This is a genomic window from Dactylococcopsis salina PCC 8305 (assembly GCF_000317615.1).
Lineage (GTDB): Bacteria > Cyanobacteriota > Cyanobacteriia > Cyanobacteriales > Rubidibacteraceae > Halothece > Halothece salina.
Genome location: NC_019780.1, coordinates 2800095 through 2822475, shown reverse-complemented (window position 1 = coordinate 2822475; position 22381 = coordinate 2800095). Strand labels below are relative to the sequence as shown.

General features: G+C 42.2%; 22 protein-coding genes and 1 tRNA gene. 12 read left to right on the top strand and 11 right to left on the bottom strand.

Going from position 1 to position 22381, the window contains the following annotated elements; genetic code table 11:
• Nucleotides 1-134 precede the first annotated feature (134 nt).
• From DACSA_RS13630 to DACSA_RS18360, 3 genes are all read left to right on the top strand, one after another.
• Nucleotides 135-371, top strand: coding sequence for a hypothetical protein (locus DACSA_RS13630; protein ID WP_015230314.1), 237 nt, complete (start codon nt 135-137; stop codon nt 369-371).
• 182 nt (nt 372-553) lie between these two features.
• Nucleotides 554-2026 carry a type I restriction-modification system subunit M gene (locus tag DACSA_RS13625; protein ID WP_015230313.1) on the top strand — a complete coding sequence of 491 codons (1473 nt, stop codon included), beginning with the start codon at nt 554-556 and terminating at the stop codon, nt 2024-2026.
• Nucleotides 2026-3702 (top strand): restriction endonuclease subunit S, encoded by a 1677-nt coding sequence (locus tag DACSA_RS18360; protein WP_015230312.1) that lies wholly within the window; start codon nt 2026-2028, stop codon nt 3700-3702. Before DACSA_RS13625 ends, DACSA_RS18360 begins: the two co-directional genes overlap by 1 nt.
• Nucleotides 3703-3807: 105 nt before the next feature.
• Here DACSA_RS18360 and DACSA_RS13615 read toward each other — a convergent pair whose 3' ends face one another.
• Complete coding sequence (locus DACSA_RS13615) at nt 3808-3990, bottom strand: type II toxin-antitoxin system HicB family antitoxin (protein ID WP_015230311.1); 183 nt, start codon at nt 3988-3990, stop codon at nt 3808-3810.
• 188 nt (nt 3991-4178) lie between these two features.
• On the opposite strand from DACSA_RS13615, the gene DACSA_RS13610 reads away from it, so the two are divergent.
• Nucleotides 4179-4880, top strand: coding sequence for a hypothetical protein (locus tag DACSA_RS13610; RefSeq protein ID WP_015230310.1), 702 nt, complete (start codon nt 4179-4181; stop codon nt 4878-4880).
• 290 nt (nt 4881-5170) lie between these two features.
• Here DACSA_RS13610 and DACSA_RS13605 read toward each other — a convergent pair.
• The 8 genes from DACSA_RS13605 to clpB form a co-directional block, all read right to left on the bottom strand.
• Nucleotides 5171-5242, bottom strand: a tRNA-Thr gene (locus DACSA_RS13605).
• Nucleotides 5243-5281: 39 nt separating this feature from the next.
• The gene (locus DACSA_RS13600; RefSeq protein ID WP_015230309.1) at nt 5282-6091 is read right to left on the bottom strand and encodes an inositol monophosphatase family protein; all 810 of its coding nucleotides are present in this window, start codon (nt 6089-6091) and stop codon (nt 5282-5284) included.
• Complete coding sequence (locus DACSA_RS13595; protein WP_015230308.1) at nt 6088-7590, bottom strand: BCD family MFS transporter; 1503 nt, start codon at nt 7588-7590, stop codon at nt 6088-6090. Before DACSA_RS13595 ends, DACSA_RS13600 begins: the two co-directional genes overlap by 4 nt.
• 655 nt (nt 7591-8245) lie before the next feature.
• Nucleotides 8246-8599, bottom strand: a complete 354-nt coding sequence (locus tag DACSA_RS13590; RefSeq protein ID WP_015230307.1) for a metal-sensing transcriptional repressor — start codon at nt 8597-8599, stop codon at nt 8246-8248.
• A 41-nt stretch (nt 8600-8640) separates the two neighbouring features.
• A complete protein-coding gene (locus tag DACSA_RS13585) occupies nt 8641-8949 on the bottom strand; it encodes a DUF2499 domain-containing protein (RefSeq protein ID WP_015230306.1) in 309 nt (102 codons plus the stop codon).
• A gap of 16 nt (nt 8950-8965) precedes the next feature.
• Nucleotides 8966-9154: a hypothetical protein gene (locus DACSA_RS13580; protein WP_015230305.1), complete on the bottom strand. Its 189-nt coding sequence runs from the start codon at nt 9152-9154 to the stop codon at nt 8966-8968.
• A gap of 129 nt (nt 9155-9283) precedes the next feature.
• Nucleotides 9284-10402 carry a hypothetical protein gene (locus tag DACSA_RS13575; RefSeq protein WP_015230304.1) on the bottom strand — a complete coding sequence of 373 codons (1119 nt, stop codon included), beginning with the start codon at nt 10400-10402 and terminating at the stop codon, nt 9284-9286.
• 43 nt (nt 10403-10445) lie between these two features.
• Nucleotides 10446-13130, bottom strand: coding sequence for an ATP-dependent chaperone ClpB (clpB, locus tag DACSA_RS13570; protein ID WP_015230303.1), 2685 nt, complete (start codon nt 13128-13130; stop codon nt 10446-10448).
• A 298-nt stretch (nt 13131-13428) separates the two neighbouring features.
• On the opposite strand from clpB, the gene DACSA_RS13565 reads away from it, so the two are divergent.
• Nucleotides 13429-14139 carry an SDR family oxidoreductase gene (locus DACSA_RS13565; protein ID WP_015230302.1) on the top strand — a complete coding sequence of 237 codons (711 nt, stop codon included), beginning with the start codon at nt 13429-13431 and terminating at the stop codon, nt 14137-14139.
• A 51-nt stretch (nt 14140-14190) separates the two neighbouring features.
• Entirely contained in the window at nt 14191-15285 is a 1095-nt protein-coding gene (hppD, locus tag DACSA_RS13560; protein WP_015230301.1) for a 4-hydroxyphenylpyruvate dioxygenase, read from the top strand.
• A 297-nt stretch (nt 15286-15582) separates the two neighbouring features.
• On the opposite strand, the gene psbO is transcribed toward hppD, so the two are convergent.
• Nucleotides 15583-16419, bottom strand: a complete 837-nt coding sequence (gene psbO, locus DACSA_RS13555; protein WP_015230300.1) for a photosystem II manganese-stabilizing polypeptide — start codon at nt 16417-16419, stop codon at nt 15583-15585.
• Nucleotides 16420-16758: 339 nt separating this feature from the next.
• Between psbO and DACSA_RS13550 the strand changes: the two genes are divergently transcribed.
• Nucleotides 16759-17064, top strand: coding sequence for a hypothetical protein (locus tag DACSA_RS13550; protein ID WP_015230299.1), 306 nt, complete (start codon nt 16759-16761; stop codon nt 17062-17064).
• 20 nt (nt 17065-17084) lie between these two features.
• A complete protein-coding gene (locus DACSA_RS13545; RefSeq protein WP_015230298.1) occupies nt 17085-18524 on the top strand; it encodes a phosphoglucomutase/phosphomannomutase family protein in 1440 nt (479 codons plus the stop codon).
• A 73-nt stretch (nt 18525-18597) separates the two neighbouring features.
• On the opposite strand, the gene DACSA_RS13540 is transcribed toward DACSA_RS13545, so the two are convergent.
• Nucleotides 18598-18852, bottom strand: a complete 255-nt coding sequence (locus DACSA_RS13540; protein WP_015230297.1) for a hypothetical protein — start codon at nt 18850-18852, stop codon at nt 18598-18600.
• A gap of 158 nt (nt 18853-19010) precedes the next feature.
• Between DACSA_RS13540 and malQ the strand changes: the two genes are divergently transcribed.
• The 4 genes from malQ (at nt 19011) to DACSA_RS13520 (ending at nt 22313) form a co-directional block, all read left to right on the top strand.
• Nucleotides 19011-20513, top strand: coding sequence for a 4-alpha-glucanotransferase (gene malQ / locus DACSA_RS13535; RefSeq protein WP_015230296.1), 1503 nt, complete (start codon nt 19011-19013; stop codon nt 20511-20513).
• A gap of 354 nt (nt 20514-20867) precedes the next feature.
• Nucleotides 20868-21398: a J domain-containing protein gene (locus DACSA_RS13530; RefSeq protein ID WP_015230295.1), complete on the top strand. Its 531-nt coding sequence runs from the start codon at nt 20868-20870 to the stop codon at nt 21396-21398.
• A gap of 2 nt (nt 21399-21400) precedes the next feature.
• Nucleotides 21401-21673 carry a DUF3143 domain-containing protein gene (locus DACSA_RS13525; RefSeq protein WP_015230294.1) on the top strand — a complete coding sequence of 91 codons (273 nt, stop codon included), beginning with the start codon at nt 21401-21403 and terminating at the stop codon, nt 21671-21673.
• 49 nt (nt 21674-21722) lie between these two features.
• Nucleotides 21723-22313: a rhomboid family intramembrane serine protease gene (locus tag DACSA_RS13520; RefSeq protein ID WP_015230293.1), complete on the top strand. Its 591-nt coding sequence runs from the start codon at nt 21723-21725 to the stop codon at nt 22311-22313.
• The last annotated feature ends 68 nt before the right edge of the window (nt 22314-22381 follow it).

Genomic DNA, 22381 nt, shown 5'->3' with positions numbered 1-22381 from the left:
GATCTAGATTTTACTCTTAGAGTTAAATCCCCGACAGATGCCTTGACAGGGCAGTTTCTTTACGGGCTAACCGCTAAGTTTATATATAATTAATTGATTATGGTGGGCAATGCCCACCCTACAAGCTACAAGCTATGAATAATACACACCATCCTGAAGACGAATTACTCCCTGAATATGACTTTGATTATGATCAAGCGCATCCTAATCGTTTCGCCAAAGAACACCAAAAACTTCTGCAACGGAATCACCAGCCCTTTGATCCCCCTGCTGAAGAATATGTTCACATAACAAGAGAGGAACGCAACGCCCAACAAGATGAACTGATGAAAGAATTATTGGGTGAGAGTGATGACAACTCTCTAATATGATTTAATGACAGAGAAGTCAAAAAAAGCGATATAGCAAGATGAGATGATCGGATTTGTAAAAAGTAGATTAACTTCCGTAGGCTGCAAGCCGAGCCGTAGGTATCCCCCCTATCCCCCCTTAGTAAGGGGGGAATTAAAGGGGGATCAAATGCAGGAATTTAAAACTAATTTAGGATCGCTATATGTCTCTCAATGCCACGATTAAATCTATTCAAGACATTATGCGCAAAGATGTGGGCGTGGATGGTGATGCCCAGCGCATTGGTCAATTGGGATGGATGCTGTTTTACAAGAAGTTTAGCGACCAAGATCAAGAATTGGAACTCAGCGATGATGAGTATGAATCCCCGATTCCGATGGGTTTGCGGTGGGAAGAATGGGCGGATAGTGAGACATTGGGAAAAAAAGCCCCCACAGGGGATGCGCTTTTGGCGTTTGTGGATAATCAGCTATTTCCCCAATTAAAGGAATTAGACTTTACTAATCTTACAGGGTTATCTCGACAGCGTGCGGAATTGCTTCGCAGTGTGTTTGAGGATGCTTACAATTACATGAAGTCGGGGACGCTGCTGCGACAGGTGATTGATAAGATTAATGATTCCATTGATTTTAACGAATCGAAAACCCGACATTTATTTGGCGATATCTATGAGAAAATCCTGAAAGATTTACAGAGTGCGGGGAATTATGGGGAGTTTTACACCCCTCGCGCGGTTACTCAGTTTGCAGTGGATATGGTGAACCCGCAGTTAGGGGAGACAGTATTAGACCCTGCTTGCGGAACGGGAGGCTTTTTAACCGCAGCCTATGAACATCTGCGAAAACAAGCGCAAACCCCCGAACAGTTGGAAGCGATTAAACAAAATATTTGGGGAATTGAGAAGAAAGCCTTACCTCACTTACTCTGCGTGACAAATTTAATGGTGCATGAGGTGGAAGTCCCGACAACGGTGCGTCATGCGAACGCCTTAGCTAAACCCCTCCGCGATTATAGCCCGAAAGATCAGGTGGATGTGGTGGTGATTAATCCACCGTTTGGGGGGATGGAAGAAGATGGCATTGAGTCCAATTTTCCCACTGAGTTTCGCACCAGAGAGACAGCAGATTTATTTTTATTGCTGGTGATGGAATTATTGAAACCTCAAGGACGTGCTGCAATTGTGCTTCCTGATGGGACATTATTTGGGGAAGGCATTAAAACGCGCTTAAAAGAGAAGCTGCTGCGCGATTGTAATTTACATACCATTGTCCGTTTACCCAATGGCGTGTTTAATCCTTATACCAGCATTCGCACCAATGTTTTGTTTTTTACTAAGGGCGAACCCACAGAAACGGTCTGGTATTACGAACACCCCTATCCCTCTGGCTATAAATCTTACTCCAAAACTAAGCCGATGCGGATTGAGGAGTTTGCAGCGGAGAAGCAATGGTGGAATAATCGCGAGGAAACGGAGTTGGCTTGGCAAGTTTCAGTGGAGGATATTAAAGCGAATGGGTTTAATCTGGATATTAAAAACCCCAATGTTGCAGCAGAAGATTATAAAGACCCTGAGACGTTGTTAAAGAAATATCGGGAAGCGGAAGCAGAAGTGGAAGAAGCTAGAAATGCGCTAAAATCAAGTTTAATGGCATCTTTACAAAGGGAGGAAATGTAATGGATTTAAATATACTTTGGGAAAATTTTGATGTCATCATAGAAGCAGAAAATGGGATTCAATGTTTAAGAGATTTGATTTTAGATTTAGCAATTAGAGGAAAATTAGTCCCTCAGAACTCGCAAAGAGAAGAGGCGACAGAATTACTAAAGAAAATCAGAGAACAACGAAAAAATTTAATCAAGTCTAAATCAATTCGCAATCGTAAAATTAGTAAAATTCAGCCTTCTGAAAAACCGTTTAGTATTCCTTTTACATGGACTTGGGCAAGGCTTGGTGAAATCACTCATGACTTAGGGCAAGAGAAACCTGATACAATTTTCAGTTATATTGATGTTTCAGCTATCAACGGAAAAACAGGAACAGTCAAAGAAGAAGTTACGGTTATAAATCCAGAAAATGCACCATCACGAGCAAGAAAACTTGTCAAAAAAGGTACTGTTATTTACTCAACTGTAAGACCCTATTTACTAAATATAGCAGTCATAAAGAAAGACTACGATCCACAACCAATTGCTAGTACAGCATTTTCAATTCTTCATCCTTACGATGGTTTATTTAATCAATTATTATATTATCTTTTAAGAAGTCGATATTTTACTGAATATGTAGAATTATATCAAAAAGGAGTTGCTTATCCAGCAATTTCTGATACAGATTTATTAAAAGCACCAGTCCCTTTACCACCATTAGAAGAACAAAAACGGATTGTTAGCAAAGTAGATGAACTAATGAAATGCTGCGATCGCGCCCAAGCAAGCAAGAAAAACCGCAACGAATTACAGCAACAGCTACGGCGATCGGCGATTCATGCTTTAGAAACGGCTGAAACTGAGAAAGACTTTAAGAAAAGTTGGCATTTTGTTCGCGACAATTTTAGCGCGATCGTAACACAAACAAATGGAATTAAAGATTTTCGAGATTTGATTTTAGATTTAGCAATCAGAGGAAAATTAGTCCCTCAGAACTCGCAAAGAGAAGAGGCGACAGAATTACTAAAGAAAATCAGAGAACAACGAAAAAAATTAATCAAGTCTAAATCAATTCGCAATCGTAAAATTAGTGAAATTCAGCCTTCTGAAAAACCGTTTAGTATTCCTTTTACATGGACTTGGGCAAGGCTTGGTGAAATCACTCATGACTTAGGGCAAAAGAAACCTGATACAATTTTCAGTTATATTGATGTTTCAGCTATCAACGGAAAAACAGGAACAGTCAAAGAAGAAGTTACGGTTATAAATCCAGAAAATGCACCATCACGAGCAAGAAAACTTGTCAAGAAAGGTACTGTTATTTACTCAACTGTAAGACCCTATTTACTAAATATAGCAGTAATAAAGAAAGACTACGATCCACAACCAATTGCTAGTACAGCATTTTCAATTCTTCATCCTTACGATGGTTTATTTAATCAATTCTTATATTATCTTTTAAGAGGTCGATATTTTACTGAATATGTAGAATTATATCAAAAAGGAGTTGCTTATCCAGCAATTTCTGATACAGATTTATTAAAAGCACCAGTCCCTTTACCACCATTAGAAGAACAAAAACGGATTGTCAGCAAAGTAGATGAACTGATGAAACGCTGCGATCGCGTAGAAGAAAGTCTCAGGAAAAAAGAAGAACTCGCCAGTGCGATTTCTGCTTCTGTTATCCACCACCTTGAACTTTAAACCAATCTGAAAAGCGCGATTATTTTAGGAAAAAGGAAGCGCGATCGAGTCTTGTATTTAATTAATCGGAAGCGCGATCGAGTTTCCCAATGATGACACTTTACTCTAATGCTTTTCTGGATCGAGGTCTTCTTGTTCGCTAGCAACTTCTAGCCAGCCTTGAATCGCATCTTGTAGCATTTCTAGGAGATGTTCGTAGCTGTCTCCCCAAGTATGACATCCAGGTAAAGCAGGAACAGAACCGCACCAAACGCCATCTTCTTGCCAGATTACAACTTTAATTTTCATCACTACCTGATTATTTTCGTGTTAAATTTATGAATGTAAGCGCTGAGTTCGCCTCTGCCTTTTTAGCAAGCGACCAGGGCAATAAAGATATTTGTCTATAACAGACTAGCACCTTGTGAGCTATAGTAGCAAAGGCGAAGTCCCATCAGTTCTCTACTGGTGGGACTTCAAAAATATAGGTTGCGCCAATGTCAAGACACGATTCGCCATACAACACCCCCCACACGCAACAACTACTAGATACCCTAGCCGATAAACAAGTGTCTCCCACCGAGTACCGCCAAGCCATGACATCTCTCGGTGAATCCTTTGGCGATATCTTTCTCAATAAAATTACAGAAAATCAGCCCAAGATTTATCTAGCTTCTACCGTAGAAGATGCTGACTATTTAGCAAAAGGCGTTCTCTCTCGCTTAGAAACCTGTTATCAGGACATTTCCTTTGCTTGCTTCTGGAATCAACGCTTCTCTCCCTTCGACATTCCAGACTTGCAAGTCGCCCCAATTCTCAAAAAATACCAAGAACCGACTCAAGCCAAGGTTAACTATTTAATTATTGTAAAATCCATTATTTCTGGCGCTTGTGTTGTCAAAACCAATTTAACGAACCTCATTCAAAAAATCGAACCTGAACAGATTTTTGTTGTCGCCCCTGTCATTTATCAAGGTGCAGAAGAAAAACTCAAAGCCGAGTTTGAAGAAGATATCTATCAGAAGTTTCAGTTCTTTTACTTTGCCCGTGATGATGAGCGTAACAAATCAGGTGAAGTAATCCCTGGAATCGGTGGTATGGTTTATGAACGATTGGGTTTTAATGGACAAACCGATAAAAATAAATATGTGCCAGAAATTGTCAAAACTAGACGGCAAAAAATGTTAGCCCGTTCCTGACAAAACACAATTCTTGTATTTAATTAATCGGAAGCGCGATCGAGTTTTCCAATGATGACACTTTACTCTAATGCTTTTCTGGATCGAGGTCTTCTTGTTCACTAGCAACTTCTAGCCAGCCTTGAATCGCATAATCAGTGACCAGTAATCAGTGACCAGTGACCAGTAATCAGTAATCAGTGATCAACAACAAACAACAAATAACAAATAACAAATAACGAATAACGAATATTGGTGTTGGGTTTCGTTTCCCTCCACCCAACCTACTTCTGACTGTACAACAAAAAAAGAGCCAGCAATCGGATTTGAACCGACGACCTACTCATTACGAGTGAGTTGCTCTACCACTGAGCTATGCTGGCACGGAAAAACATTATAACTTATTTTCCTGTGATTTGAAATTATCCCATCTCTTGCACTAAAGGCTGAAATACCGAAATTAATTCACTGCGACTGACGACCAATGTCGGTAAGGGTTTTTTCCCGTAATCCACTCCCGCTTCTAATGGGAAAACCGAGGTGGGAGTCTGGGGAACAAATTTTCCTCCTGCTGCTTGCACGATCGCCCATACGGCTGCGATATCCCACACTTTCGGAATCGCTTCGATCGCGCCTAAAGCTGCGCCACTAGCAACCAATAAAAAGCTATAGGTACAAACCCCAACCACGCGAGTTTTACAGGGTAAAGACTGCTTAAAAACCGAGGTACTGCGGGCGCACAAACTAAACAAATGACTCTGACTCGGTTCATCAGGACTGCTTTTAATCACTTCCCCGTTGCGATAAGCACCATTTTCGCCGCTTAATCCTGAACCTGTCAACCAGAAACCATGAAAGGATTGTTGCAAAATCGGAAAATGAACATATCCAAACACGGGCACTCCGCGATAAAGTAACCCCATAGAAATCCCCCAAACGGGAATCCCCCGTGTAAAGTTCGTTGTGCCATCAATGGGATCAATCACCCAACACCATTCCTTGTCTGGGAAGATATGAACGGTTTCCTCGGTGAGTACGCCATGATCGGGGAATTGAGAGGCGATCGCGCTGCGAATTTGCTCATCTGCCCATTGATCAGAATCTGTCACCAGTGATCCGTCGGGTTTATGTTGCGCTTGTACCTTCCCAAACTGTTGGCTTAGAGTTTCTCCAATGCGTTTCGTCAAACTTTGACTAAAAGCGAAAGCATCTTCTAAAATCTGTTCTCTCATCCGTCTAAATCCCCTTCCATCACCGTAGAAATTGCTTGATTTGTGGTCGTGCGAAACTCTGAGACATCAACCCGATTCAAAAGCCCGATCGCGCCTAACATTCCCAAAGCCTGCAATCCAAATACTAACCCATAAGCGAACACTGGCGCAGTAAATAACGCTTTTCCCACATCCAAAACAATCCCACCTGCTAATGTCGCCATAGCGCGGGCTAACGCTTGCGCTAACCCCCAAGCACCAATAAACGTTCCAGCGGTTTCCGCTGCGGTCAAGTCTAACATTAAACTAATCGCCCCAGTGGTTGTCAAACCCGCCGCTAATCCAAACAGAAACACTGCTGATTTTAAAACCACTGCTTCTTGAGTTAATCCCGACAGAATAATCAGGATAAAACTTCCAGCGACTAATAAACATCCCAAACGAGTTGTATTTTGTTTTCCGATGCGAGGAACAACTAAAAATCCTGTACTACTGACACCAATTAATGTTCCTAATCCCCAAAACGCATTTAATTGGGTAGTTTGAGAAATCGGTAAATCAAACACTTCGCCCCCATAAGGTTCTAAGACTGCTTCCTGCATAAATAAACTGATGGTCATCATAATCAGAAAGCTAAAAAATAAGCCTGTTTGACGACTGGCTGTTAACACTCTAATTGCTCGTCCTAATGTTACACTGTCTTCGCGATCGGCAACTGTGGAACGACTTTTGTAGCGAGAGTATTTTTTTTCGATGCCCCAAGTGGCAAGAAATGCTAATCCGAAAACCACCAAAGGAACAACAATAAATAGGCGATTGATTCCTCCTTGTAATGTTTCCAGTGGCGTTTGTATTACCTTTTCATTACTCAGTAATAAACTGCCGACATTAGCACTCCAAATCACTCCCTCTTGTTGAATGATGCTGAGTAAAATTCCGCCGCTAACACCGCCAATTACAATTCCCACCATTAACATCGACCAAACCGTTCCCACCAGCCTCGATCGATTTTCTTCCTCAGAAATATCTACTAAAAGCGCAGCAAAAGGAGTGGAACTCGCACTTAAAGCTAACCCATAAAAGATAAAAATCAAGCCCAATAAAGCGGTAAAAAAGACCGTTTCTCCACTCCAAAACCAGCCTCCCGCTTCTCTAATTGAATCTCCCAATTGCCACATTACTTGTACCGCGAGAAAAGCCGCAAACGTAAATAACGCCGTTCCCACCCAAACATAACCACTGCGATGGAGTCCGAAAATCGTTTTACTATCAGAGAGTTGTCCGAACCAAACTCGCGCCGGGGCGACAAACTGGCTTAACGCTAATGTGCCAGCGGCAATCGTGGCAGGGATGCCTAACTCACTAATCATCACTCGATTGAGAACACCAAGAGTTAAAATAGACATCACACCTAACGCCATTTGGAATAATCCTAAGCGAAACATTGTGGGGAGTTTCACTTGCGGAGAGGGTGATGTTTCTTGGGGAGGAGAAGAAAAATTCAGGTCACTGGTTGCCATGTTAGTTAAATTGAAATTAGGACTGGAAATGCTTACCAGTCCTGATTTTAACTTATAGTTATCCTCAATGTTATGGAAAAAGTGGGCTTCGGTTAAGCCGTTATGAGGAACTTACTCAAACTTAACCACGTTTACTCAAAACCTGATTTACTCTGATGTCCACTTCCTGCTTCTTTCCGCTCAGGGCTTTTCCTGGCAACGTCGGCGTTAACCAGTCCACAGGCTGACACGATGTAACTCACCGCCGAAAAGTGACTTATTCTTAAACTGTCTTGGTTATTGATCAGTTAAAGTTAGCCACTCTTATATTATATTAGTTAATTTGCCTAACTAAGTTAAGAAATGGTTAAGTTTCCACTTTCTGTTTCAAGCCCCCCAAACTTGGGGGGTTGGGGGGCAAAAATTACGGTTCTGATGGGATAGCTAGATGCTTGTTCGTTGTTTAACTTAATATCTGCTGTCAAGTAGATTGAAGATTGCGAAAGTCATTCATCTTAAAAAGGTGGGCAGTGCCCACCCTACTGTTTACCTTTTGCTAATTTAGAAAAAGTAGGTTGGGTGGAGGAAAGCGAAACCCAACAGCAGTTACAAGGGATTACTGATCCCTATTGGATAAAAATCAAGTAGAGACGTACCAAGGCACGTCTCTACTTGATTAGGGGAGAAATCGATCGAGCGCTGCTTTCAGTTCTTCCAATTCCGTGTCAATGTTCCCTTCTTTTGAGGCGCGAGTGATACATTCACTCAAATGTTCGTCTAGAATCATCCGCGCGACGCGATCTAACGCTCCTCTCACCGCCGCAATTTGCATTAATACCTCTGGACAAGAACGGCTTTCAGAAACCATTGTTTTCACCCCCCTAATATGTCCCTCTAAGCGCGAGAGACGATTGACAATCCGCCGTAAAGATTCCTCACTATGGACATGGGGATGACTTGCAAAATCCGAGTGAGGGTGAGAATGAGAAGTTTCATTATATTGAGCTTTCGGAGAAGCGTTTTCAGTCATAAGATGAAGTTGAGCTTTAATGACAATTCTACCTATCCAGTTTAACTTGAGGGGGAAGACGGAGAGGTTCGCCAAATCCACCAAGCGGCGGCACAAAGGGTAATATTTCCTAATAAGGTCATACCAGCCTGGAGAATGACTAGCCAATCGAGAGATTCTGCATTATCGAAAAAGTGCCAAGTGACGGCGCACATGGCGCTAACTAATGCGGGAAACATGGCTAAGGAGAGTCCCCACCATTTTTTCTCGCCAGTGATTTCACCGTAACGCCAAATTAACCAAATTGCGACGATCCATTCAATGACACTGGAAACATGAACGATCCAAGTTGGTATTGAGAGTGCATTCATAATTGTTGAATCTCTATTATTGATAATTGGTTTCCTTTAATATCTTCTCAGGGTGAGACTCTCCTAGCAAACGAAGTTCTCTCAGTTTTTGTTCTCTTTGTTCTTGTTGTTCTTTTTCTTTCTGTTCATAAATTCGTTTTCTTTCTGATTGAGAAGGAATCGTTCTTCCTGTGTAAAGGAAATTAATTTTACTTAAATGTTCCATAATTCTATTACAGTGATCAGTGACCAGTGATCAGTGACCAGTGATCAGTGACCAGTGACCAGTAATCAGTGACCAGTAATCAGTGACCAAATAACGAATAACGAATAACAAATAACAAATAACAAATAACTAGAATGGGTATTGATCAATGACTTTTCCTTCCCTAATTGTATAGCCCCATTCGGGATGTTTGGCAATTTGTTCTTCTACCCAATTTTGGGTAATTGGTGATTGATATAAATTATTTAAAGACTCTAAACTGGGAATGTCTGAGGAAGTTTCTTCTTCTTCTGATAAGGTTTTTTCGGGTGGGTTTTCTGCTTCTAATAAGGAAGAATCTCCTTGTAGTTGAGACAGTTTTTCCATGACGCTGGCTTTGGTGACTGTTGATTGTTCACTAAACGAAGGCGGAAGATAAGGGGTTTCTACTCCTGCTTTTTTTGCTTTTAATGCGTCATTGGCGATGCGATCGCACTTCCTTAAAAATCCTTCCCAGAGGTCTTTCGCTTTTACTGGATTTCTCAATTCCGATCGAGCTTTCGCTACTGCGGATTCTAAGGGTTCTCCTTTATGAGTATAATATTGGATGCGTTCACTTTCAAAGGCGGGATAAGGAACACCAGGTTCAATTTCCCATTCCTGTTGAATTTTTTGACTGCTTCCTAATGGTTTTTCGGCAATAAATTCGTCCCAAAATGGCGATTTAATTCCTTTAGAAATGCCATCAATAATTTTAAAAACCCATCCGCCTGGATTAGAATATCCTTGTTGTTTGGCATAACTTAAAAGCGCGTCTTGGAAGGCTTCTAATTGTTGTTGCGATCGCCAAGGTCCACTAAACTGATAGTGTGGGGTGACGCTAACTGCGATCGGTTGACGGCGCGGTGGAAAATAGGGATCACGTTTAACAGTGCTGGTTTTTTCCACTGCTGAATCATTGAGAATTAATTGTTCTAATTGCTCAAAATTCAGGGTATAGGAATAAATTTCGGGTTGAGACCGCATCAGCTTAAATTCTAGCACCGATCGCGCTTTTAACTCTTCTCTGGCTAACTTTTGTTCCGCTTCACTTAATCCTGTTGCGTCTGTAATCTCTTTTAAGGAACACTGTACTGTTGAAGATTGATTCAACCAACGTCCCAAAATCTGATAAAGAATGGCAGCACTAACTCCCCCCATTTTCTGTGCTAACTGAGGATAATAAACCGCAGCTTCACCGAAATTTTGCCAAAATTGTTTTAAGTTCATCTCGCTTTAAACTGTATTCGCACCAATTCCCCACTAAAACTGATTAAGATACGACTTCCACCGCTACTGATGGCGCTTCTTCTTCTTTTTTGAAAACCAGTTGATTCTCAACACAATCGACAAGAATTGTATCCCCTTCTCCAAATGCCATTTCTAGGATTTTAGTTGCAATTGGGTTTTCTAACTCCCGTTGAATCGCTCGTTTTAGCGGACGTGCGCCATATACGGGATCATATCCCACATCAACTAAATAATTTTGAGCGGCGGCTGTCAATTTAATAGTTAGTTTTTGTTGAGATAACAGTTTCTCGATGCGTCGCAGTTGAATGGTAATAATTTCTGCGAGTTCTTCTCGTTTCAAAGTATGGAAAATAATCAGATCATCAATACGATTCAAAAATTCGGGACGGAAATGGGTTCGTAATGCTTCCAAAACTTTCTTCCGCATTTGTTCATACTGAGAATCTTCTTGAGAAAACTGTAAGATATCATCACCCCCGATGTTGCTGGTCATCACAATAATTGTATTCCGAAAATCAATGACTCGCCCTTGTGAATCCGTAATGCGTCCATCGTCTAACACTTGGAGAAGGATATTAAAAACATCAGGATGCGCCTTTTCTACTTCATCTAAAAGCACCACAGAATAAGGACGACGGCGAATCTGTTCCGAAAGTTGTCCCCCTTCTTCATAGCCGACATAGCCAGGGGGTGCGCCGACTAAACGGGAAACGGAATGTTTCTCCATATATTCGGACATATCAATGCGAATCAATGATTCTTCTGTATCGAATAGAAATTCTGCCATAGCGCGGGCGAGTTCGGTTTTGCCAACGCCAGTGGGTCCCATAAACAAGAAAGAACCGATCGGACGTGCGGGGTCTTTCATTCCAGCCCTAGCGCGACGAATGGCAGCAGAAACGGCGGAAACTGCCTCTTTTTGACCGATAACCCGTTCGTGTAAATAGCCTTCTAATCCTAACAGTCTCTGTCGTTCCGACTCTAACAAGCGATTAACGGGAATACTCGTCCATTTAGCGACGATTTCCGCTATATCCGATTCTGTCACCTGTTCCCGCAGCAAGGTTCGCCCTTGAGACTGCATATCTAATAATTTACTTTCTTTATTTTCCCGTTGGCGTTGTAATCCTTCTAATTGTCCATACTTCAACTGCGCCGCTTTTTCGAGATCATATTCTCGTTCCGCTTGTTCTACTTGTACTCGTAGCTGATCTTCTTCTTCTTTCAAGGCATTAATTTCTTCTAACATCTGTTTTTCTGATTGCCATTGGGAAGATAATTCTTTCTGGCTACTTTCCAGTTCCTCCATTTCCTGTTGAATTTTCTCTAGACGTTCTTTTGCGGAACGATAAGCGCTGGAATTATTTTTCGCTAATTCGTCTTCTCCTTCCAACGAGAGTTTCTCCATCTGTAATTGCATCAAACGTCGATCGATGCTTTCCAATTCGGTAGGTTTGGAGGTAATCTCCATTTTTAATTTTGCTGCCGCCTCATCCACGAGATCGATCGCCTTATCGGGTAAAAAACGTTCAGTTATGTAACGATCAGATAAACTCGCCGCCGCCACTAATGCGGAGTCGGTAATTTTTACCCCATGATGGACTTCATAACGTTCTTTCAAGCCACGTAAAATCGAAACCGTTGCTTCCACATCAGGTTGTTTCACATAAACCTGTTGAAATCGCCGTTCTAACGCGGGGTCTTTTTCGATGTGTTTCCGATATTCGTCTAAAGTTGTCGCACCGATACAGCGTAATTCTCCCCGCGCTAACATTGGTTTTAATAAATTCCCTGCGTCCATTGTTCCTTGACCGGAACCTGTTCCCACAACGGTTTGTAATTCATCAATAAAGAGAACAATTTGTCCTTCGGAATGAGTCACCTCATGTAACACCTTGCGAAGCCGATCTTCAAATTCACCGCGATATTTTGCACCAGCGATTAAACTCCCCATATCTAAAGCGATTAAACTGCGGTTTTTCAGGGAGTCGGGAACATCACCGTTAACAATTCGCTGCGCTAATCCTTCCGCAATGGCGGTTTTTCCCACTCCTGGTTCACCAATTAAAACAGGATTATTCTTAGAACGACGGGACAAGACTTGTACCACGCGACGAATTTCCTCATCGCGACCAATTACAGGGTCAAGTTTTCCCCCACTTGCTTGTTCGGTGAGATCACGCCCATATTTTTCGAGGGGGGTTTGTTCCTCTTCTTTTTCCTTCTCTTGTTCCCCTTCCGCTGCGCTTTCTTGGTCTGGGGGACGATTGGCGCGAAATTCTTTAATTGCGGCTTCAATGTCTTGCGGATCAACGCTGTAGGGACGTAATACGCGACGACCAACACGATCGTCTTCCGCAAAGCCTAACAAAAGATGTTCGACACCGATCACCTCATCTTCCCAACTTTGTCTTGCTTTTTCGGCGCGATCGAGTAGTTGATCCAGTCCTCGTCCCAGATACAATTGTTCAACCCGCATGGATTTGCGTTGGCGGTTGGTGAACACTTCTAGCTGTTGCTGAAGACGAGACACATCAATTTTTTTAGCTTCTAGAATCTGATTGGCTACCCCTTCCGTGGAAAATAGGGTAAGCATCAAATGTTCCACTTCTAACTCTTGGTTTTTAAAGCGACGGGCGACTTCTTGTGAATCAACAATGACATCCCAGGCTTGTTGCGTAAACTTGCTCGGGTCGGTGGGCTGCATTCTTTACTCTTATATTGATATTACATTAGCTCTCATCAAGAGTATAGCAATTACTGGACGGTAGCGCGATCGGCTTCTGGATAGCTTAAGATGGGTAAGTGGAGTAGGGTGGGCAATGCCCACCCTACAAGATGTAACATCTACTTTTAAAATTGATATTACTAGAGACTCAAATTAATACTGGCAACTATAACTTTTTTCCAACAACTAGGAATAGACCGTAGGGTTTGCCTTGCCCACCCTACAAAATCATATCCCGTTAATATAGATCAAGATGTAAAGAAATGTAAAACAAAAAATGGAAGGAAAAGTTATCGTCATCGTTGGCGCAACGGGAGGAATTGGTTCGACCCTCACCCATTATCTCTCAGAAACGGGAGCAAAGCTAGTTTTGGCAGCGAAAGAGAGTAGCCGCTTATCGGCGTTAGTGTCACAGTTATCGGTGGGGGAAAATGTATTGAGTGTTCCCACTGATATCACTCAACCCGAACAGGTGAAAACGTTAATGGAAAAAACGATCGCGCAATTTGGTCAAATTGATGTTTTAGTCAATGCAGCTGGGGCTGGGATTCTCAAACCCCACCAAAAAATTGAACCGGCTGATCTCGATGCCATGCTTGATCTGAATCTTAAAGGCAGTTTTTACACCTCTCAAGCCGTGGCTGAGGTAATGAGAAAGCAAAAGTCGGGACACATTTGTAACGTGGTCGGAATTTTAGGAAAACACCCCATGGCCATGGGTAGTGCTTATTGTGCCTCAAAATTTGGGGCTGTCGGCTTTAGTAAATGTCTTGCAGAAGAATTAAAACGTTATGGGGTAAAAGTGACGTTATTCTATTTTGGTGGAGTCAATACGCCATTTTGGGATCAAGCAGGATTAAAGGTCGATCGTGCTAAAATGCTAAGTCCAGATACGGCAGCCCAGGGAATTTTATTTGCACTGCAAGCCGAACCGAATGCAGTTCCCACAGAAATAAACATCCAACCTGATAATCATTTATTTTTCTAAAAAAAACTGTATCCTGACGGGAGAGACACCAAAGAAACTGATGCGACTTTGATGAAGATTGATCAGATTCATTTTTACGTGGAAAATGCTTCCCAATGGCGTAACTGGTTTGTTTCCCAGATGGGCTTTCAATCGGTTGCGTCACCTCATCGCAATCAAAATACAGTGATGGAAGTGGTCAAAAGTGGGGAAGCGGTGTTTGTGCTTTACGCTGCGGAAAATGAAAATAGCCCCATTGCTGATTATCTGCAAAATCACCCGCCAGGAGTGGCAGCAGTAACCTTTCATGTTCCCCAACTAGCACAAAAACTGTCGAACTTTCTCACCCCAGATGTCACTTTATTACAGCCGTTACAAAAAATGGAGACGGAAAAAGGCTGTCTCCGATGGTGTCAAATATTGGGGGTAACAGGATTAATTCACACTTTAGTTGAGCGTCAGGGAATTACCCCCTTACTTCCCTCTCAACCGAAATGGGTGGAAAAGTCTCCTCCTGAAACGGAATCAAGTTCAGGGTTATTCTTTACTGGAATTGATCATCTGGTTTTAAATGTGGCGAGAGGGGCTTTAACGCCTACGGTACAGTGGTATGAGAAGGTTTTTGGTTGGCAACGGAAACAAGCCTTTTCCATCGAAACGCCTCGATCGGGCTTACACTCACAGGTATTAGTTGATCCCGATGGGGAAGTGCAATTTCCCATTAATGAACCGAGTTCTGATAATTCCCAAATTCAGGAGTTTATTGATTATAATCGTGGCGCTGGCATTCAACATCTTGCCTTAAGTACCTCTGATGTGGCGACAACCACCATAAAGTTAAAAGAGAGGGGAATCTCTTTTTTAAGCGTTCCTAACACTTATTACACCGAACTCAAGGAACGTTTTTCTGAGCTTCCTTTGACAGAACCAGAATGGGAAAAAATCAAACAAGCACAAGTGTTAGTGGATTGTGAAGCACCCGATTTAACCGCTTCTGTGAGGAGAAATCCCTTATTGTTACAAATCTTTACTAAGCCCATTTTCGCCGAACCGACATTCTTTTTTGAACTCATTGAACGGCGCGATCGCGCTCAGGGCTTTGGTGAGGGCAATTTTCGCGCCTTATTTGAAGCCATTGAAAGAGAACAATTTGACAGTTCTTTGTAGGGTTTGCTGAAAAAGTCCATTGGTTGGTTCAGTAAGGCAAGAGGCAAAAGGCAAGAGGCAAGAGGGTTGATTAATCGGTAATATTTCAAAGTTTTGATGCAGGGTTTTCACTATTGAGCGTTCAATTTCCTTGCACTTTTTTGAGGGGTTAAGAGCCTTAAAGCCTCATTGGGTAAAGGTTTCAGTTTTATTCAGGAAACCCTTTGTAAAGACGTTTATACCATTTCGATCAATTAGCGCTACATACCTATAACTTAAGCCCCCCTAGGGGGGTTGGGGGGATAATTAGAAATAGTATTAGCTAGTTGCGTTTTCAATGCGTCCGTAGAAAATACCACGAACCTTAACCTCTTCTGGTTCTTGCGCTCCTAAATCAGTATCCGAGGGTTGCTCACTGTCAAAAGTGCCAGCAATTTCACCCGTTACTTGATCGACTTTCTCAATTTGCAGAGAAATGTGTCCCTTTCCTTCTGTGTAACGCTTCACATTCGCTCGTTCTAATTCATCATCATCCGCTTGTGCTGGGAGCGCGATCGCGTTATCGTAACCACTAGCAACCCCACGTCCTTTCGGATCAAGGAATAAAGCACCGCGATAAGAAGGAACTCGGAAATCCCCCTCTAAATCAGTAGAAGTATTGATATTGTCCAAACCTGGTTCGGTTTGAGCGGCTAAACCTTTAATCGTAAATAAGAAAGGAATTTGTTCGCCCCCAGGGAGTTGTACGGTAATCGGCTGGAAATCAATCCCATCAATTTCTTCAAACAAAAATTGTCCCTCTTCATTCAGTTTCAAATTCGCAATAATTTGATCCAAACTAGAAGTGGAACGAGTCAGCAGCTTCCCAGGAACAAACTCAGCTTCTCGACGCCGATTGGTGGGTTCTTCTTTCACGAAAAAGTCCGTTGGTTGCAAACAGATATCCTTAATTTTATAGATAGTGTTAGTGTCGATTTCAATTGTTCCTCGTCTGCTAGATGCCAAACGAGGACATTTGTTGGCTAATCCCGTTCCTAACACCTGATCATAAGTGAGTTGACTTTTATCTACATATTCGCTTGGTTCTTCCGCGCAAGCTGTTAAAACACCTAAACACAGCGCCAGGATTGTGGCTATTATTGAACGATATTTCATAATTCGTCTTGATTCCTCTGTTGAAAAAACTCTCCGCTACAGCAATCTTAAATTTGCGCCCAGTTGGCACTTTCAAGGTAAAGAGAACTCTTCCCCTTGATTATTCTTATCCTTTTCAGTCTAATCCTCATCTGATGATGGTAGATTTGAGTTAACACGAGGGCGCATTAGTTTCGTGTTGGTTTCCGATGGGATAAGAAAAGTAGAGCCAAAACATACACGATAATCAAAAAACTAATTGAACATCCAATTAGGCATTGTACACTCTACTGTTGCTTTTCCTAACTGGGAAAGCCTCGAAGACTGTTGAATATGAATTTTTGTAACTTTTATTAGCCAATGGATGAAAAAGGAAGTCAGAAGTTGACACAGGAATCAGAACGGATTAAGGCTCTGATTTTGGCAATTGCAAAAGAATATGAGGGCGACAGCTTGGCTTTGTTGGCTTTGTTGCGGGTTTTGGAGAAATTACATTGGCAAATCCGAGAAGAATTATTTCACCCAGCACTTCCAGACACTCGCCGTGATTTATATCAATTGCTCCGTGATATTGAAGAAAATGGCGGTTGGCCCTATATTGAGCGGATGAAGCTGCGATCGTTGCTGATTAATTTAGAATTTAGCGAGGATAATTCCTCAAAGTAATAACTAATAATTCAATACAAATGATTAATTCTCCGATAAAATTTGGGACGGATGGTTGGCGTGGCGTAATTGCTGCTGATTTTACTTTTGCGCGAGTGCAGCAGTTAGCCCCGATCGCGGCGCAAGTGTTAGCCGAGTATTATGGGAATCAAGCTCAAAATCATTTAATCTTGCTGGGATACGATCGACGCTTTTTAGCGGAAAAGTTCGCCCAAACCACCGCTGAAGCGGTACAAGCGGCGGGTTTTAATGTTTATCTCGCCAATACTTATGCTCCCACCCCAGCGTTAAGTTATGCAGCGACAACTCAATCCGCGCTCGGTGCGTTTGTGTTAACCGCGAGTCATAATCCTGCTGACTATTTGGGGCTTAAAATCAAGGGAGCGTTTGGCGGCTCTGTGACACGAGAACTAACGGCGGAAATTGAAGCGCGGTTCGCCAGAGGAGACGCGGTTTCCTCGACTGAAGCGGGAACATTAGAAATGTTTAATCCCTGGGATGCTTACAGCGCTGAGTTACAGTCAAAAGTTGATATTAAACGGATTCAAAGCGCGATCGAACAAGGAAAACTAAGAATTTTTGCTGATGTGATGCACGGTGCTGCGTCAGGGGGATTATCTCGGTTTTTGGGAGAAGGGGTAACAGAAATTAATAGCAATCGTGATCCGTTATTTGGCGGACATCCTCCGGAACCCTTACCGCGCTATATTCCCGACTTGTTTCGATCGATTCATCAAGCCAAAACAGATCATCCCGAACAGTTACGAGTGGGATTAGTCTTTGATGGTGATAGCGATCGAATCGCGGCAGTTGACGGAGAAGGAAACTTCCTCAGTTCACAAGTGCTGATTCCGATTTTAATTGCTCATCTGGTCAAAAATCACGGATTTAGCGGCGAAGTGGTAAAAACCGTAAGTGGTTCAGATTTAATGCCGCTCGTGGCGCAACAATATCAACAGCCTCTCCATGAAACCGCCATTGGCTATAAATATATTGCCGAGCGAATGTTAGAAACGCAAGTGCTGTTAGGGGGAGAAGAATCAGGGGGAATCGGCTATGGAACACATATTCCCGAAAGAGACGCACTGTTATCAGCATTGTATGTTATCGAAGCCGTGGTGATGGCAGAAAAAGATTTGGGAACACTTTATCGAGAGTTACAAGCAGCGGTGGGATTTTATTCCTGTTACGATCGAGTGGATTTATCTTTAGCCAACGAAGAAGCGAAACAAAGAGTACAACAGGTTTTAAAAAATAATCCGCCTCAGCAAATCGCCAACCAAAGCGTTAAAGACTGTCAAACCATCGACGGCTATAAATTTCGTCTGGAAGATGATAGTTGGTTATTAGTGCGTTTTAGTGGCACTGAACCACTGCTGCGATTGTATTGTGAGGCAAAAAATGACAAGCAGGTGAGGACAATCTTAAATTGGGCGCAACAATGGGCGATCGCATTATAAAACCGCTCTGGGTGAACTGAACCGTATAGTTTTAAAACAAAATGGGGGATAATCCCCCCTAACTTTTGTGATCTTAGGATGATTCATGGTTAACCAGTTCCTCAGAAGGAATAAAAGACTCCCAAGGCAGAAGAATCGGTTTTTCGTTAAAAATCAGTTGTCCGCGATAAGTTTCACGGTTAATCGCAATCCCTTGAGTCTGTTCGGCTTTTTCGGGATAAACCTCATAACATTTTTGATAGATATATCGGGCAGCATTCAGGAGATAAGGATCAACTAAAGACATAAAGTTTTCAGCGTCAGAAAGAGAATCAAGTTGTTGCATCATGGGACAATTTCACTTACCAGATCATCCATGAGCTTAACTGAGTTTTGATCAAAAATGCTAGATGCGATCGCGTTTTATCTAAAATAATGTGGAGATATTCCCTAGAATATGCTATCTGTTGGCAGTATCATAGAACCCAGTAAAATCAGAAAATAGAGATGCAACTTGACCGAGCAAGCGGAATTTTATTACATCCCACCTCCTTTCCTAGTCGCTATGGAATCGGAGATTTAGGCGCAACCGCCTACGAATTTGTGGACTTTCTCGCCGCCAGTGGACAACAATTGTGGCAAGTTTTGCCATTAGGTCCCACTGGGTTTGGGAACTCTCCCTATCTATCCTATTCAGCTTTAGCTGGCAATCCCTTATTAATTAGTCCAGATCAATTATTGGAAAAAGGACTATTAACCCCAGAAGAAATCGCCCAATTTCCCAATCTTCCCGAAGAAAGAGTCGATTTCGATCGAGTCGAAGCAGTAAAAATGCCATTACTGCGAAAAGCCTTTGAACGGTTTGCGAACCTTCCCGAAGATCAGCGCACTCCCTACCATGAGTTTTGTCATAAACATGAGTATTGGGTAGAAGATTTCGCCTTTTTTATGGCGTTAAAAGAAGCCCATAATGGCATCAGTTGGCATGAATGGGAAGAAGGATTAGCGAAACGTGATCCGCAAACCCTAGAGAAATGGAAAAAACACCTCGGATGGGAAATTTACTATCATAAATATCTCCAGTTTGAGTTTTATCGTCAGTGGAAAGCGTTGAAAAATTACGCCAACGAACGAAAAGTTAAAATCCTCGGTGATATTCCCATTTATGTTGCTCACGACAGCATGGCGGTTTGGGTTCATCAAGAGATTTTTTGCCTTGATCCAGAAACTTGTCAACCGTCTTTGATGGCGGGTGTTCCTCCCGATTATTTCAGCGAAGGCGGACAATTATGGGGGAATCCCGTTTATAACTGGGAGAAAGTGGAAGCCAATGGCTTTGATTGGTGGTTACATCGCTTTGAAGGGACTCTCGATTATGTGGATTTATTGCGAATTGACCATTTTCGGGGCTTTGAGTCCTTTTGGGCGGTGCCGCAAGGGGAAAAAGATGCTCGCAATGGCTACTGGGTACAGGCGCCAGGAGAGAAGTTCTTTCATATTTTACGGGAACGTCTCGGTGAATTACCGATCGTTGCTGAGGATTTAGGAATTATTACCTCTGATGTGGAAGCATTACGGGCTAAATTTGATTTTCCAGGGATGAAAGTGTTACATTTTGCTTTTGATTCCGGTCCAGGTAATCCCTATTTACCCTTTAATTACTACGATCGAAATTGTCTGGTTTATACTGGCACTCACGATAATGACACCACCGTTGGCTGGTATAAAAAACGCAAAGCCGAACAAAAAGAGATTGTGCGACAGTATTTAGGGGGCATTTCCTCAGAAGGGATTCAATGGAGTATGATTCGTTTAGCGTTAGGATCAGTGGCGAATCAAGCCGTGATTCCCTTACAGGATGTTCTTGGTTTAGGAAGTGAAGCGCGAATGAATACCCCCAGTCAGTTGGGGAATAACTGGGAATGGCGCTATGGTCGTGATCAGTTAACCAATGAACTGCGCGATCGATTGGGAATGCTAACCGAACTTTATGGTCGATCGCCCCAATAATCCAATTTAGTCGTAGGTTGGGTGAAGTAGTCGTAGGTTGTGTAGAGACGTTCCATGGAACGTCTCTACGCGAAACCCAACACCAATCACTCGTAGGTTGGGTGAAGCCAAAGGCGAAACCCAACAAAGCATAGCAATCCTAAATTAATTGTAAATTAATCCCCCCTAACCCCCCTTTGAAAGGGGGGAATAGTTCATCAAATTTTTGCATAAGATTTAGAACTGCTATAGTCGTAGGTTGAGTGAAGCAAAACGAAACCTAACCGCAATGCTCACCCGATCGAGTGTCAAGATAGAATAAAGAGAAAAACACCAACTTTACTAACATCTTGGCGCAAACTTTAGACTCAAATCATGTCAGCCACTAATCCTTCTACTGCAATTTCCAAACAATTCGCTCATAGTTATTATGGGCGATTAGGGCTACATCCCTCCGCATCTCCTCTTGAAATTCGGCGGGCTTATCGAGATTTGAGCAAACGGTATCATCCCGACACAACCGATTTACCTCAGCATATTGCCAAAGCAAAGTTTCAAGCACTCAATGAAGCCTACGCGACTTTAAGTAATCCGCAACGTCGAGCATTATATGACCATCAAATTGGTTATTCTCGATTGAATGTGATACAACAACCTCTCCATTTTCAAGCACAAGAAAAAAGCCCGAAGAAAGTGGTTAATAGTGCTTATTTAGACAGCAACGATCGACCGCTTTCCTCTGGAGAAGTATTTGTTTTACTCATTTTAGGTGCGACTTTCGTCACTTGTATTTTATTAGTCATCATTATTGGTTTGACTCGTGGCGAGGGAGCATTTCGGATTCCTGAAATTGCCCCAGCCTCTACGATTATTAAATCTTTCTTGTTCTTTATTCACCAACTTTAATTATGTCTCTCCCCACTGCTGATACTCCCTTATACAATCATCCTTTACCCGCTCTCGAAGAATGGTTAAAAGACTTAGGTTGCCAACAAGATAGCGAACAATTACACTGTTGGTCAATTACCACTTCCAATTGGCAAGCTGAAATTAGTTTAGAAGTAGAAGAAATTGTTGTTTCTTATCTCAATGCTGCGGAAGGAAAGCGGGATTTAAGTCGCTCTTTTCCTTATTCCTTAAGTCGTGAAGATGTGGAAGCTGCCGTATTTTCGGGTCCCTAAATAATGTTACAAGTTCCCTATTAATTACTCAACCGCAAAAGGATGAATTATGACTCGCTACCACAATGAAAAAGGAACGTTTGAAGAGTTCAAAGATCAATTAACGATTTTGTTCGGATTAGTCGCTATTTTTTGGGTCGTGGAATTAGTTGATTTATTTGTTATTTCCTCTTACTCTTTCGATCGATTTGGAATTATTCCGCGTAATGTTATCGGATTAAGGGGGATATTTTTTGCTCCTTTTTTACATGGTAATCTTCCTCATTTAATCGCTAATACTGTTCCGTTTCTCTCCCTCGGTTGGCTAACCATGTTACAAAAAACCAGCGATTTTTGGCGAGTAACAGGAATTACAATGTTAGTCGGAGGATTAGGAGTTTGGCTAATTGGTCAAACGGGTTCAATCCATATTGGCGCTAGTATTTTAATTTTTGGTTACTTGGGTTTTCTACTATTTCGAGGTTATTTCCAACGTAATACTCCCTCGATCGCCCTTTCCATTATTGTTGGTGTCTTTTATGGTAGTTTAATTTGGGGAGTGCTTCCCACTCGCGCTGGTATTTCTTGGGAAGGACATTTATTTGGTTTTATTGGTGGTGTAATTGCCGCGCGTTGGATTGGAAAATCTCGACGCAGTTGATCATTTTTAAATAACCCAACTGACTATAGCAATCCCATAAGAATTGTAAATTAATCCCCCCTAACCTC

Bases quoted from the DNA above. Each gene is read 5' to 3' on its own strand.
- DACSA_RS13580 (WP_015230305.1), bottom strand. From the start codon at position 9,154: ATGGAACATTTAAGTAAAATTAATTTCCTTTACACAGGAAGAACGATT.
- psbO (WP_015230300.1), bottom strand. From the start codon at position 16,419: ATGAAATATCGTTCAATAATAGCCACAATCCTGGCGCTGTGTTTAGGT.
- DACSA_RS13610 (WP_015230310.1), top strand. From the start codon at position 4,179: ATGTCAAGACACGATTCGCCATACAACACCCCCCACACGCAACAACTA.
- malQ (WP_015230296.1), top strand. From the start codon at position 19,011: ATGCAACTTGACCGAGCAAGCGGAATTTTATTACATCCCACCTCCTTT.
- DACSA_RS13590 (WP_015230307.1), bottom strand. From the start codon at position 8,599: ATGACTGAAAACGCTTCTCCGAAAGCTCAATATAATGAAACTTCTCAT.
- DACSA_RS13595 (WP_015230308.1), bottom strand. From the start codon at position 7,590: ATGGCAACCAGTGACCTGAATTTTTCTTCTCCTCCCCAAGAAACATCA.
- DACSA_RS13540 (WP_015230297.1), bottom strand. From the start codon at position 18,852: ATGATGCAACAACTTGATTCTCTTTCTGACGCTGAAAACTTTATGTCT.
- DACSA_RS13520 (WP_015230293.1), top strand. From the start codon at position 21,723: ATGACTCGCTACCACAATGAAAAAGGAACGTTTGAAGAGTTCAAAGAT.
- DACSA_RS13550 (WP_015230299.1), top strand. From the start codon at position 16,759: ATGGATGAAAAAGGAAGTCAGAAGTTGACACAGGAATCAGAACGGATT.
- DACSA_RS13525 (WP_015230294.1), top strand. From the start codon at position 21,401: ATGTCTCTCCCCACTGCTGATACTCCCTTATACAATCATCCTTTACCC.
- DACSA_RS13585 (WP_015230306.1), bottom strand. From the start codon at position 8,949: ATGAATGCACTCTCAATACCAACTTGGATCGTTCATGTTTCCAGTGTC.
- DACSA_RS13600 (WP_015230309.1), bottom strand. From the start codon at position 6,091: ATGAGAGAACAGATTTTAGAAGATGCTTTCGCTTTTAGTCAAAGTTTG.
- DACSA_RS13630 (WP_015230314.1), top strand. From the start codon at position 135: ATGAATAATACACACCATCCTGAAGACGAATTACTCCCTGAATATGAC.
- DACSA_RS13625 (WP_015230313.1), top strand. From the start codon at position 554: ATGTCTCTCAATGCCACGATTAAATCTATTCAAGACATTATGCGCAAA.
- DACSA_RS13615 (WP_015230311.1), bottom strand. From the start codon at position 3,990: ATGAAAATTAAAGTTGTAATCTGGCAAGAAGATGGCGTTTGGTGCGGT.
- DACSA_RS13530 (WP_015230295.1), top strand. From the start codon at position 20,868: ATGTCAGCCACTAATCCTTCTACTGCAATTTCCAAACAATTCGCTCAT.
- DACSA_RS13565 (WP_015230302.1), top strand. From the start codon at position 13,429: ATGGAAGGAAAAGTTATCGTCATCGTTGGCGCAACGGGAGGAATTGGT.
- DACSA_RS18360 (WP_015230312.1), top strand. From the start codon at position 2,026: ATGGATTTAAATATACTTTGGGAAAATTTTGATGTCATCATAGAAGCA.
- DACSA_RS13545 (WP_015230298.1), top strand. From the start codon at position 17,085: ATGATTAATTCTCCGATAAAATTTGGGACGGATGGTTGGCGTGGCGTA.
- hppD (WP_015230301.1), top strand. From the start codon at position 14,191: ATGAAGATTGATCAGATTCATTTTTACGTGGAAAATGCTTCCCAATGG.
- clpB (WP_015230303.1), bottom strand. From the start codon at position 13,130: ATGCAGCCCACCGACCCGAGCAAGTTTACGCAACAAGCCTGGGATGTC.
- DACSA_RS13575 (WP_015230304.1), bottom strand. From the start codon at position 10,402: ATGAACTTAAAACAATTTTGGCAAAATTTCGGTGAAGCTGCGGTTTAT.